The sequence below is a fragment of the Craterilacuibacter sp. RT1T genome (genome assembly GCF_023502145.1).
GTDB lineage: Bacteria > Pseudomonadota > Gammaproteobacteria > Burkholderiales > Chromobacteriaceae > Craterilacuibacter.
The window spans coordinates 1-12260 of sequence record NZ_JAMFLI010000020.1 but is presented as its reverse complement, the minus strand read 5'-3'; the positions used below and the strand labels follow the sequence as shown (position 1 = coordinate 12260).

Genomic DNA, 12260 nt, shown 5'->3' with positions numbered 1-12260 from the left:
TGGGTGGCGCTACCATCAGTGGCGGTGCGAATGGCAGCGGCACGCTGACCCTGTCCGGTACCCAGGCGCAGATCAATGCGGCACTGGCGACGTTGAGCTACAAGGGTAACGCCAACTTCAATGGTTCGGACACGTTGACGATGCTGTCGAAAGACAGCGCGGGCACGCCGTTGTCGGATAGCGACACGGTCGGTATCACGGTGACGCCGGTCAACGACGCGCCGGAAACTCTCGCAGCATCTGGCAGTGGCAATGAGGACAGCCTGATTGCGGTGACGCTATCCGGTAGTGATGTGGACGGTGCGGCCCCGGCAAGCTTTGTTATCGGCAGTCTGCCGGCGAATGGCTTCCTGTATAAGGATGCAGCCGGGACGCAGCTCGTTGCTCTGGGTGAGACTGTGAGCGGGCCGGTGTACTTCAAACCTGCGGCTAACTGGAGTGGCTCGACGACGTTCGACTTTGCGGCCAAGGATAGTGGCGGGTTGGTGGATGCGACGCCTGCGAAGGCAACAGTGACGGTGGTGGCCGTGGCGGATCAGCCGATGCTATTGGTGGGCAATGGCAACAAGGTGCTGTTTACCAACTCGTGGGATACGGTGGATACCACTACCGGTGTAGCTACGAATGATAAAGATACTTCATTTGAGTACACCGGCACCCTTCTTGAGGGATGGTCCCGGATGGATAGTCGCTTGGACGGACGTAGCACGAATGGTAATAACAACGCTCTTGAGTTATGGAGTGTTGGAGATCGACTAGCGAAGGATAATAACGGCAATAGCTATCTGACGAATGCACAGGCTTCTACCGGGGGCGGCAAGACCTGGCTGGAGCTCAATGATGCTACAGGTGGCAACGTTCAGACTCTGGGTATAGAACGCACGGTTTCGACAACAAACGGGGCTTTGTATACGTTGTCATTCGATTACGCCGCACGTGTTGGCTACGATGCCAGCTTTACCTCGATCGGCGTATATCTGGATGGTGTGCTGATCCAGTCGTATGGTTCGGATGGCCGCAATCTAGCTGCGCTTAAGTGGGAAGAGTTGCGTTTCTCGTTTATGGGGGATGGCCAGGATCACAAGCTGAGCATTGCCGTGACGGGGACAAACGATGCATCTGGAGGTCGTGGCGGGATGGTGGATGACTTGCGTCTGACAGAAAGCACGGGTGTGGTGAAGGCTGCCAGTGGTACGACCAATGTGGCACTGAAAAACTACATCAGTACCGGTTTGCGCGATACGGATGGTTCGGAAATATTAACCCTGAAACTGTCGGGCTTGCCGGCCGGTGCCGAGGTGTGGGTGGGCACAAGCAAGCTCTCTGCGAATGCTGACGGCAGTGTTTCCCTGACGACGGCGCAGCTGGCAAGCGCAGAGCTGAGGTTGCCAGCAAACATCGCGAGCGGGGTGCTGGACTTGTTGGTGACAGCCACCAGCACCGAGGCAAACGGGTCTACGGCCAGCACTTCGCAGCATCTGCTTTTGCAGGTGGCCGACAAGTTTGTCGCTGCGTCCAGTAACGTTGTTTCCGGTAGCTTTGGCAACGATACGATTACCGCAACGGATCTGGGTATTGCCCTGACGCTGGGGGGGGCGAGTGTTACCACCGATGCGGGTGCAGCCCAGACGGTGGATAGCGGAGACCGTAGCCAGACTAGCGGCAGCAACGACCAGGTATTCGATACCAAGGCGGGTAATGATTATGTCGAGGCCGGTTCCGGCAACGACACTATATATCTTGGCGACTCCGGATCCGGGTTCAAGGGTACGGCAACGGCACCGACCACGGCGCAGTTGGCGGCTACGGTGCTGATGGCCACGGATGACCCCGCCTCGTTAGTGGGAAGTAACGGGCAATTAAGTAGTTCTGCGCTGAATACCAGCGCGAGCGACACCACAAAGCTGAATACCTGGGCGGATGTTGCACACGGTGGCGTCGGTAATGACCTGATTCACGGTGAAGGCGGTATCGACATTCTGTATGGTGGTGACGGCAACGACAGATTGTTCGGTGGTGCTGGCAACGATGCCCTGCGTGGTGGCGCTGGTGATGATCTATTGGTCGGCGGTGCCGGAAATGATGTGCTGCGTGGGGATATCGGCGTTGATACCTTCAAATGGACGCTGGGGGATCAGGGTGTCGCTGGGGCGCTGGCGCGTGATGTGGTGACCGACTTTGGCAAGAACGGTGAGAAGGATGTACTCGACTTGCGCGATTTGCTGCAGGGGGAAAACCACACTACCGGCATCGGCAACCTGACCGATTATCTGCACTTCACCAAGTCGGGTAGTGATACGGTGATTGATGTTAAACATCTGGGTGCAGCAGGTGAGGTCACGCAGCAGATCGTACTGCAGGGTGTGGATCTGAGCACACTGGGGAACGATGCAGCCATCCTGCAGAACCTGCTGAACGACGGCAAGCTGCAAGTGGATTAAGCCGGAGAGTGGCCCTGTTCCCGGTTGGGATGGGGCCGCCGCTTGCTGCGCTAAAGTCCGCTATCTGGCAGTCGCCCGCTGTGCGGGCTCCTACGGTTGGTGACAGCCTGTTGTCGTCGCAGGAGCGGATGGTGGCGGGTTGGTCAGTTGCAAAGTGGACGCAAAAAACGGGAGGCCTTGGCCTCCCGTTTGTTTGATGCCGCCTCAGCCGGCGGCCTGCCTGAACTTACTTGGCGGTTTGTGCATCCACGGCGGCGAGCGCCACCATGTTGACGATGCGGCGTACCGACGAGATCGGGGTCAGGATGTGTACCGGCTTGGCCATGCCCATCAGGATAGGGCCGATGGTGACGCCGTCGGAAGCCGACACGCGCAGCAGGTTGTAGCTGATGTTGGCGGCTTCGACGTTAGGCATGATCAACAGGTTGGCTGCGCCCTTGAGCGGGCTGTCCGGCATGGCCTGACTGCGGATTGCTTCGACCAGTGCGGCATCGCCCTGCATCTCGCCGTCGATTTCCAGCGCGGGGTGGCGCGCCTGCACCAGTGCCAGCGCGTCGCGCATCTTGCTGGCGGCCGGGTTGTTCAGCGCGCCGAAGCTGGAGTTGGACAAGAGCGCGACCTTGGGCGCGATGCCGAAGCGCTTGACTGCCTCGGCGGCCATCTCGGTGATGGCGGCGAGCTGTTCTGCGTCCGGGTTCTCGTTGACGTAGGTGTCGGCGATGAAGATGTTGCCGTTAGGCAGAATCAGCGCGTTCATCGCGGCGGCGACCTTGTCTTCGCGCGCATAGCCGAGAATGTCTTCGACGATGCCGAAGTGCTGCTTGTAGGCACCGTAGGTACCGCAAATCAGCGCATCGGCTTCGCCGCGCTTGACCATCAGCGCGCCGATCAGCGTGGAGTTGCCGATCACGCGGCGCTTGGCCTGCTCTTGGCTGACGCCACGGCGCTTCATCAGTGCGTAGTAGTCTTTCCAGTAGTCGGCAAAGCGCGGGTCGTTTTCATTGTTGACCAGTTCGAAGTCGGTGCCGATTTCCAGCTTGAGGCCGAGCTTCTTGATGCGGGTCTCGATCACGCTCGGGCGGCCAATCAGCACCGGGAAGGCCAGCTTTTGCGAAACGATTTCCTGGGTGGCGTGCAGCACGCGCTCGTCTTCACCTTCGGCCAGCACCACGCGCTTGCGCTCGACCTTGGCCTGGCTGAACACCGGCTTCATAAACAAATTGGTCTTGTAGACAAACTGCGTCAGCTGTTCGACATAGGCGTCCATGTCAGTGATCGGACGGGCAGCCACACCGGAATCCATCGCCGCCTGTGCCACGGCCGGGGCAATCTTGACGATCAGGCGCGGATCGAACGGCTTGGGAATCACGTACTCGGGGCCGAAGGACAGATCCTGGTTGCCGTAGGCGGTGGCGACCACATCGTTCTGCTCGGCCATCGCCAGGTCCGCGATGGCGCGCACGCAGGCCAGCTTCATCTCTTCGTTGATGGTGGTCGCGCCGACGTCGAGCGCGCCACGGAAGATGAAGGGGAAGCACAGGACGTTGTTGACCTGGTTGGGGAAGTCGGAACGGCCGGTGCCGATAATGGCATCCGGACGCACGGCCTTGACCAGGTCCGGCATGATTTCCGGCTCCGGGTTAGCCATGGCCAGAATCACCGGGTGCGCGGCCATGCTCTTGACCATTTCCTGGCTGACCAGCTTAGGGCCGGACAGGCCCATAAAGATGTCGGCGCCCACCATGGCTTCGGCCAGTTTGCGCTGGCCATTGTCGGCAATGGCGTAGCGCTTTTTGGTTTCGTCCATCTTGTCGTCGCGGCCGTGGTAAATCACGCCTTTGGAGTCGCAGACGGTGACGTTTTCACGCTTGACGCCCAGTGCCACCAGCAAGTCGAGGCAGGCGATGGCGGCGGCGCCTGCACCGGAGGCGACCACGCGCACCTTTTCGATATCCTTGCCAACCAGACGCAGCGAGTTGAGGACGGCGGCGGCGGCGACGATGGCGGTGCCGTGCTGGTCATCGTGGAATACCGGAATGCCCATGCGCTCGCGGCACTTCTTCTCGATGTAGAAGCACTCGGGTGCCTTGATGTCTTCCAGGTTGATGCCGCCGAAAGTCGGTTCCAGCGAACAGATGATGTCGACCAGCTTGTCCGGGTCGAGCTCGTCCACTTCGATATCGAATACATCGATGCCGGCAAACTTCTTGAACAGCACCCCTTTACCTTCCATCACCGGCTTGCCGGCCAGTGCGCCGATATTGCCCAGCCCCAGTACCGCCGTCCCGTTGGAGATGACGGCGACCAGATTGCCGCGTGCGGTGTATTTGTACGAATTCAGCGGGTCATCCACGATGGCCATGCACGGTGCGGCGACGCCTGGCGAGTAGGCCAGACCGAGGTCGTGCTGGGTAGCGAGTGCTTTGGTGGGAGACACCTGGATCTTGCCGGGGGTCGGGTACTGGTGGAAATCGAGTGCGCTCTGGCGCAGTTGCTCATCCATTGGAAGGCTCCTGAGGTGCTTTTTTAAGCAGTTTGGATTAACAGCATTCGTTGGCCATTATATAGGCTTAGAAGCGTGAACGGCTATGCTGGCTGTCGGACAAAAAAAGCGACGGCACCAAACCGTCGCTTTGCTGGTCAATCTGGGCGTGTTTTACATCATGCCCAGAGTGCGTGGCAGCCATAGCGAGATGGCCGGCACATAGGTAACCAACAGCAGGAAGGCCAGCATGGTCAGCAACCATGGCCATACCGCGATGGTCAGCTCGGTGATGCCCATCTTGGTAATGCCCGAGGCGACGTACAGATTAAGGCCAACTGGCGGGTGGCACATGCCCACTTCCATATTGACCACAATCAGGATGCCGAAGTGTACCGGGTCGATACCCAGTGCCATGGCCACCGGGAACAGAATGGGGGCCAGAATCAGCACGATGGACGACGGCTCCATCACATTGCCCGCCAGCAGCAGCAAGACGTTGACCACCAGCAGGAAGGCGATCGGGCCCAGACCCATGTCGATCAGCCACGAGGCCATCGCCTGCGGAATGCCCTCGCTGGTCATCAGGAAGGAAAACAATACCGCGTTGGTGATGATATAGAGCAGCATGGCCGACATCGAGGCCGAGTCGAGCAGCACTTTGGGCACCTGCTTCAGGCTCATGTCTTTGTACACGAACACGGCCACGATAAAGGCGTATACCGCACTCATGGCGGCCGCCTCGGTCGGGGTGAAAATGCCGCTATAGATGCCGCCGATCACCACCACGATCAGGAACAGGCCCCACATCGATTCACGGAATGCTTTCAGGCGCTGTACCGCATTCGCCTTGGGTAGACGCGGGTAGCCGAATTTACGCGCGCGGTACCAGGTGGTGAAACCGAGCAGGCTGGCCAGCATAATGCCCGGGATCACGCCGGCCATAAACAGTTGGCCGACCGAGGTGTTGGTTGCCACCGAATACATCACCATCACGATGGAGGGCGGAATCAGAATGCCCAGCGCACCCGAGGTGGTGATCACGCCGGCACCGAAGCGGTCGGGAAAGCCCTGTTTGACCATAGCCGGCAGCAAGATGGAGCCGATGGCGACCACGGTGGCCGGGCTGGAGCCGGATACGGCAGCAAACAGTGCGCAAGCCATTACGCCGGCAAGGCCAAGGCCACCGTGCCAGTGGCCGACCATGCTGGTGGCGAAGTTGATCATGCGTCGCGCCACCCCGCCATGGGTGAGGAAGTTACCGGCCAGAATAAAGAACGGGATCGCCATGATCTCGAACTTCTCGATGCCGGTGAACAGTTTCAGTGCCACCGCTTCGATGGGCACCTCGGTCATGGTGAACAGGAAAGTGAGTACCGTCAGACCGAGCGAGATCGAAATCGGCATGCCGGTAAGCATCAGGACAATCAATAGTCCGAAGATGATCAGCGCGCTCATTTGTTGTCATCCTTGTGCTTGATATCGTGCGGGTGCAGGTTGTCGTCCATGGCGAACCAGTTGCTGTCTTCTGCCACGTCATCCATGCCTTCAACGTGGCTGTGGTCATGCTTGGGCAGCTCGCCGGTGCGGATGAAGTTCCAGGTGACTTGCAAGAAGCGGAAGCTCATCAGATAGGAGCCGCAGGGCACGGCAAGGTAAACCAGCCACATCGGGACTTCCAGATCGGCCGAAGTCTGGTCGGTATGGGCGATTTCCCAGACAAAGGTCGCGCCCAGCGTGCCGACGATGGCGGTAAACAGCGCGCCGGCCAGCAGGCCCAGCACGATAAAGCGGCTGCGGTTTTTATCCCCCAGCTTGTTGATCAGCACATCGACACCAACGTGGATGCCGGTGCGCACGCCGTAAGCTGCACCGAATTTAGCCATCCACACGAACAGGTAAATCGTCAGCTCTTGCGCCCATGCCATATTGATATGGGCGAGATAGGGGTAGAGCAGGTTGATGCCGGAACCGTAGCGGTGGGCGACGGCGGCAAAGGTAATCAAGGTGGCAGCGCCCATTAAAAAGGCGATCAGCCACTCCTCGAGATGGTCGAGGAATCTGAGCATGGGGACTCTCCATAACAAGAAAGGCGCTGCCCGGTAAAGGCAGCGCCTGGGGAGGAACGATCAGTTGGCCTTGAAGCCGGTCGCGGTCTGTACCGATTTCAGCAAATCAGGACCGATGCGGTCGGCCATCTTGGCGTGTACGGGTGCCAAGGCCTTGCGGAAGGCGGCGCGCTCAGCCTGAGTCGGGTTGTAGACGGTGGTCTTGCCCGAGGCTGCGATTTTCTTGAGGTCGTCTTCGTTTTCCTGCTTGGCGATCTTGTTGGCGTAGATCGTGCTGTCGCGCATCGCGCCTTCCAGCTGGCTGCGTACATCAGCCGGCAGGCCATCCCAGAATTTCTTGTTAACGATCACCGCGTAGCCCAGATAGCCGTGGGCGGTGGTGGTCAGGTTTTTTTGCACTTCGTGCATTTTCTGGGTGTACATATTGGATGGCGGGTTCTCGGTGCCGTCGACCACGCCGGTCTGCAGTGCCTGATACACCTCGGAGAAGGCCATGACTTGCGGCATCGCGCCCAGTGCGCGCATTTCCTCATCCAGCACCTTGGACGACTGGATGCGCATCTTCAGGCCCTTGATATCGGCGGGCTGTTTGATCGGCTTATTGGCCGACAGGTGTTTGAAACCATTGTCCCAGAAGGCCAGGCCCTTGATACCCTTGCTATCCAGTTTGCCCAGCAGCTGCTGGCCGATCGGGCCTTGGGTGACTTTGTGCAGCTCGTCGTAGTTGTCGAAGATGTAAGGCAGATCGAACACTTCGTATTCTTTCACGCCCAGCGGGCCGAATTTGGCCAGGCTAGGTGCCAGCATCTGCACCGCGCCCAGCTGCAAGGCTTCCAGTTCTTCCTTGTCTTTGTACAGCTGGCTGTTTGGATAAATATCAACCTTGACCTTGCCCTTGGTGCGCTCTTCGGCCACTTTTTTGAAGTATTCGGCGGCTTTGCCCTTAGGGGTGTCCTTGGCCACGACGTGGCTGAATTTGATAACGATTTCGCCAGCGGCGAAAGCGGAGCCTGCGGCAAAGGTGGCGGCGATGGCCAGGGCGGTCAGTTTGAGTTTCATCGGTTTCTCCAGTGTTTGTGATTGTTCATGCAGCCCTTGTTCCCGGACTGTCATTAGGGTGTAAAGTAGAAACCTCTGCCTTTTATATCTATTGGGGAATTCCGCAATAGGGAATACCCTCATATGTCATGAAATCCTTACTGTCAGTGCTTAAACCGCGCTCGGTGCGCTTGTTGTTGTCGTTTACCGGCGCGGCTTTTATTGCCTTATTGCTGTGCATAGGCAGTATTTCCTATTTGCTGTATCGCGATTGGCAGGATGAGCAGCGCGATACCCTGATTCAGGACGTGTTGTGGCTGGAGCAGTCGATCCGGGTGTCGCTGGATGGCGAGCGGTATTGGGCACAGAACATGGCGAGCTCTCTGGCCGGTGTCGAGCGTGGCGCCGTTCACCTTGCCAATGCGCGTGCCTTATTCCTGCGCGAACACCCCGATGTGGTCGAGCTTGGTCTGGTTGCCGCTGCGAAGCTGACAGATAAGGAGCGGGTGGCGCCAGAAATGGATGCTTTATGGCGCGCCGCGCGGCTGGGGCATGCCGCCTATGGCGAGCCGTATCTGGGGCAGGATGGGCGTTACCGTTTTGATCTGGCCGTTGCCTTGCCGGGCAAGCCAAACCAGTTTTTGCGGCTGGTTTATCAGTTCGACCGTTTGCTGCAATCGCAGGTGCCGTGGTGGATGGCCGAGCGCTATCACATCAGCCTGGTGGATGTGGGCGGCAAGCTGATTGCCAGCAAATTTTCGCAGTACGAACCGCAAGGCACGCTTAGCCACCAGCTCAGTTTCGATCCGCCCGGCTTCGGCCTCAGCCTGCGGGCCGTGTCGTATCGCCAGAGCCTGGGGGTGACGCTACCGGTGCTGATGGGGGTCATCATTTTGTTGGCGCTGGCTTTGGCTGGCGCGTTCTGGCGTATCCGGCGCTATACCGGCGAGCGCGTGCAGGCCGAGCGGGTGTTGTCCAGCGAGATTTCGCTGCGTCAGGCGATGGAGGACGGGATGAAGAACGGCTTGCTGGTCTTTGATCCGGGCGGCCGTATTGTCTACGTTAACCGCGCGTTTTGCCGCATGACGGCATTCGTGCCGGAGCAGTTGCCGGGCATGATGCCGCCCTATCCGTTTTGGGGCGGGGAGGCACCGGTTGATCTGTTGGCCATGCTCAAGGACTTCGGAAGTGACGGCTGGCCCGAGCATGGACTGGAATTGCAGTTGCAAACGCCGCAAGGCAACGTGGTCGAGGTGCGGGTGTATGTTACGCCGCTGGGCGATGGCGGTGGCGGGCAGCGCGGCTGGATTGCATCGATGTACGATATCACCGAGCTGAAACGCCAGCGCCTGGCCATGGTGGCATCGCGCGAACGTTTTCTTGCGGTGTTAAATGGCCTGGAAACCGGGTTGTGTGTGTCGGCAGGGCAGGACTTGACCCTGCTTTATAGTAATCCGGCGTTTACCCGCTTGTGGCCGCTGGCGGGCGAGGGCAGTTATTGCGTGCTCTTGCCGGGCTTGCCCTTGCTGGCGGGCAGTGAAGGGCAGCTGATTGAGTATGGCCCGGATGCCTCTGGGCATTATTTCGAGCTGCAACACAGCCGGATCGAATGGAGTGATGGCGAACAGGCGTGGTTGACGCGTTTGCGCGATGTGACCGAAGCCCGCTTGCGCGACGAGCGCGAGCGGGCGCTGGAGGTTCGTTTCCAGACGACCACCCGGCTGGTGGCGATGGGGGAGATGGCCTCCAGTCTGGCGCATGAACTGGGGCAGCCACTGACCGCCATTAATACTTACGCTTCCGGGTTGAAGCGGCGTCTGGCTGGAGTCGAGTCCTTGCCCGATGGTGTCACTCCGGCCTTGCAGGCACTGGCCGATCAGGCGCAGCGCGCCGGGCAGATTGTCGGCAGCATTCGTGCCTTTGTGAAAAGGCATACGCCGCAATTGCAGGAAGTGGATCCGCGGGTCTTGATGCCGCATGCACTGAGTCTGGCGCAGCCCTTGGCCGACAAGCATCTGGTGCCATTGCGGTTAACACAGCTGGGTCGGCCGTGTGCCCTGCAGCTTGATCCGGTGCTGATCGAACAGGTGATGCTCAATCTGGTCAAAAATGCCATCGAAGCGCAAGTCGAGGCCGGTGTTTCGCGTCCGCGGGTGGATGTGCGTGCCGAAAGTGGAGTGTCCAGTTGGCGGGTCGAGGTACAGGATAATGGTCCGGGCCTGTCCGAAGCGGCTTACGCCAATCTGTTCACGCCGTTTTACAGCAGCAAGGCAGACGGCATGGGTATTGGTTTGAATATCTGCCGTTCGATTATCGAATTTCACCGCGGCGAGTTTGGTGTGACCCGAACACTGGCCGGCGGTTGTGTCTTCTGGTTCACCCTGCCGCTCTCAGGAGAAAAGCATGCCCTGCCGGACGCGACATCGGGCAGGGCGTTTCAGGCCTAAGCAGGGCAGGGCTTAATCCGGCGCCAGGATGGTTTCGTGCGCTTCGCTTAAGGTGTCCGGATAGTCGCGGCTGTAGTGCAGGCCGCGGCTTTCCTTGCGCGCCATGGCCGAACGTACGATCAGCTCGGCACACAGCAGCAGATTGCGCAGTTCAATCAGGTCATTACCGACATGGAAGTGGCTGTAGTACTCGTCGACTTCCAGCTTCAATAGCTCGATGCGGTGCAGCGCACGCTTCAGGCGTTTATTGGTCCGCACAATGCCGACGTAGTCCCACATGGCGCGCCTGAGTTCATCCCAGTTGTGCGAGATCACCACCTCTTCGTCCGGATCGGTCACCTGGCTGTCGTCCCAGTCCGGAATTTCGGGTAGTGCCTGTTCGGGCCGGGTCAGGATCAGCGCCGACGCTGCTTTGCCTATTACCATGCATTCCAGCAAGGAATTGCTGGCCAGACGGTTAGCGCCGTGCAAGCCGGTACAGGCGGCTTCGCCTACGGCAAACAGCCCTTCTACATCGGTTTGGCCATTCAGGTCGGTGACCAGGCCGCCGCAGGTATAGTGCGCGGCCGGTACCACCGGAATCGCCTGCTGGGTAATATCGATGCCCAGCGCGAGGCAATGGGCGTAGATATTGGGGAAGTGCTCGCGCACAAAGGCTGCCGGCTTGTAGGAAATATCCAGATACACGCAGTCGAGGCCATGCTTTTTCATTTCAAAGTCGATGGCACGCGCCACGATGTCGCGCGGTGCCAGTTCGGCGCGCGGATCATGCTCGGGCATAAAGCGGGTGCCGTCCGGCAATTTGAGAATGCCGCCTTCGCCGCGTACGGCTTCCGAAATCAGGAAAGACTTGCTGTGCGGGTGATAGAGGCAGGTCGGGTGGAACTGGATGAACTCCATATTGCCCACGCGGCAGCCGGCGCGCCAGCCCATGGCGATGCCGTCGCCGGTGGCGGTGTCCGGGTTGGTGGTATAGAGATAGACCTTGCCGGTTCCGCCCGACGCAATAATGGTGTGCTGGGCCGCGATGGTGATAATGCGATCGCTGGCCTTATCCAGCACATAAGCACCAAAACAGCGTTTGCCTTCCTGCCCCAGTTTGGCGGAGGTAATCAGGTCGACGGCAATATGTTCTTCCAGCAGCGTGATATTGGGGTGGGCGCGCAGCTTTTGCCCCAGCGTGCTGGTCACGGCGGCGCCGGTGGCATCGGCTGCGTGGATAATGCGCCGATGGCTATGACCGCCTTCGCGCGTCAGGTGGTAGCCGGTCTGGTGGGCTTCGTCGCGGGTAAAGGGCACGCCCAGTTCGATCAGCCAATCGATGGCCTCTTTCGAGTGCTCGACAATAAAACGGCTGGAGGCTTCATTGCACAGGCCGGCACCCGCGACCAGGGTATCGGCAATATGGTGTTCGACCGAGTCGCCCGTATCCAGCACCGCCGCAATGCCGCCCTGGGCATAGCTTGAGCTGCCTTCCAGCAGATCCCGTTTAGTGATGACGCACACCCGGCGCTGTTCGGCCAGATGTAGCGCTAAAGTCATGCCGGCTAAGCCGCTGCCGATAATGAGTACGTCAAACTTGAGCATGATAGATGTCCACAAGCGATGATTTCGCCGATAAAAGCTAGCGTATCAGAATTTTTGATGCCAAAAAGCAGTTGCTTGGTATATGTAACGGGTTGTTTGCAATAAGTCAGGAATATCTTGCAAAAGGTGTTGACGCATCAGTGCAAGGTGCGTATATTTCGCCTCCTCAGCTGACGACGCAAACGAAACAAGCGGC

The 12260-nt window shown here is 59.1% G+C and carries 7 protein-coding genes; 2 read left to right on the top strand and 5 right to left on the bottom strand.

Going from position 1 to position 12260, the window contains the following annotated elements; genetic code table 11:
• The coding region (locus M3P88_RS15985; RefSeq protein ID WP_283773252.1) for a type I secretion C-terminal target domain-containing protein at positions 1 to 2441 on the top strand (2441 nt) is incomplete at its 5' end.
• 226 nt (positions 2442 to 2667) lie between these two features.
• On the opposite strand, the gene M3P88_RS15705 is transcribed toward M3P88_RS15985, so the two are convergent.
• The 4 genes from M3P88_RS15705 to M3P88_RS15690 all read right to left on the bottom strand — a co-directional run bounded on the left by M3P88_RS15705 (position 2668) and on the right by M3P88_RS15690 (position 8051).
• Positions 2668 to 4944 (bottom strand): NADP-dependent malic enzyme, encoded by a 2277-nt coding sequence (locus M3P88_RS15705; protein ID WP_249616937.1) that lies wholly within the window; start codon positions 4942 to 4944, stop codon positions 2668 to 2670.
• Positions 4945 to 5097: 153 nt separating this feature from the next.
• Entirely contained in the window at positions 5098 to 6381 is a 1284-nt protein-coding gene (locus M3P88_RS15700) for a TRAP transporter large permease (protein ID WP_249616936.1), read from the bottom strand.
• Positions 6378 to 6992, bottom strand: a complete 615-nt coding sequence (locus tag M3P88_RS15695) for a TRAP transporter small permease (protein ID WP_249616935.1) — start codon at positions 6990 to 6992, stop codon at positions 6378 to 6380. The genes M3P88_RS15700 and M3P88_RS15695 overlap by 4 nt, the downstream gene beginning before the upstream one ends.
• A gap of 60 nt (positions 6993 to 7052) precedes the next feature.
• Positions 7053 to 8051 carry a TRAP transporter substrate-binding protein gene (locus tag M3P88_RS15690; RefSeq protein WP_249616934.1) on the bottom strand — a complete coding sequence of 333 codons (999 nt, stop codon included), beginning with the start codon at positions 8049 to 8051 and terminating at the stop codon, positions 7053 to 7055.
• A 128-nt stretch (positions 8052 to 8179) separates the two neighbouring features.
• On the opposite strand from M3P88_RS15690, the gene M3P88_RS15685 reads away from it, so the two are divergent.
• Entirely contained in the window at positions 8180 to 10477 is a 2298-nt protein-coding gene (locus tag M3P88_RS15685; protein WP_249616933.1) for a PAS domain-containing sensor histidine kinase, read from the top strand.
• Between the two features lie 12 nt (positions 10478 to 10489).
• Here the strand turns inward: M3P88_RS15685 and nadB are convergent, their stop codons facing one another.
• Positions 10490 to 12064 carry an L-aspartate oxidase gene (gene nadB, locus M3P88_RS15680; RefSeq protein WP_249616932.1) on the bottom strand — a complete coding sequence of 525 codons (1575 nt, stop codon included), beginning with the start codon at positions 12062 to 12064 and terminating at the stop codon, positions 10490 to 10492.
• Positions 12065 to 12260: the final 196 nt, after the last annotated feature.

What these genes read in the sequence shown, in the direction of transcription:
- M3P88_RS15705 (WP_249616937.1), bottom strand. Translation starts at nt 4,944, where the DNA reads ATGGATGAGCAACTGCGCCAGAGCGCACTCGATTTCCACCAGTACCCG.
- M3P88_RS15695 (WP_249616935.1), bottom strand. Translation starts at nt 6,992, where the DNA reads ATGCTCAGATTCCTCGACCATCTCGAGGAGTGGCTGATCGCCTTTTTA.
- nadB (WP_249616932.1), bottom strand. Translation starts at nt 12,064, where the DNA reads ATGCTCAAGTTTGACGTACTCATTATCGGCAGCGGCTTAGCCGGCATG.
- M3P88_RS15700 (WP_249616936.1), bottom strand. Translation starts at nt 6,381, where the DNA reads ATGAGCGCGCTGATCATCTTCGGACTATTGATTGTCCTGATGCTTACC.
- M3P88_RS15690 (WP_249616934.1), bottom strand. Translation starts at nt 8,051, where the DNA reads ATGAAACTCAAACTGACCGCCCTGGCCATCGCCGCCACCTTTGCCGCA.
- M3P88_RS15685 (WP_249616933.1), top strand. Translation starts at nt 8,180, where the DNA reads ATGAAATCCTTACTGTCAGTGCTTAAACCGCGCTCGGTGCGCTTGTTG.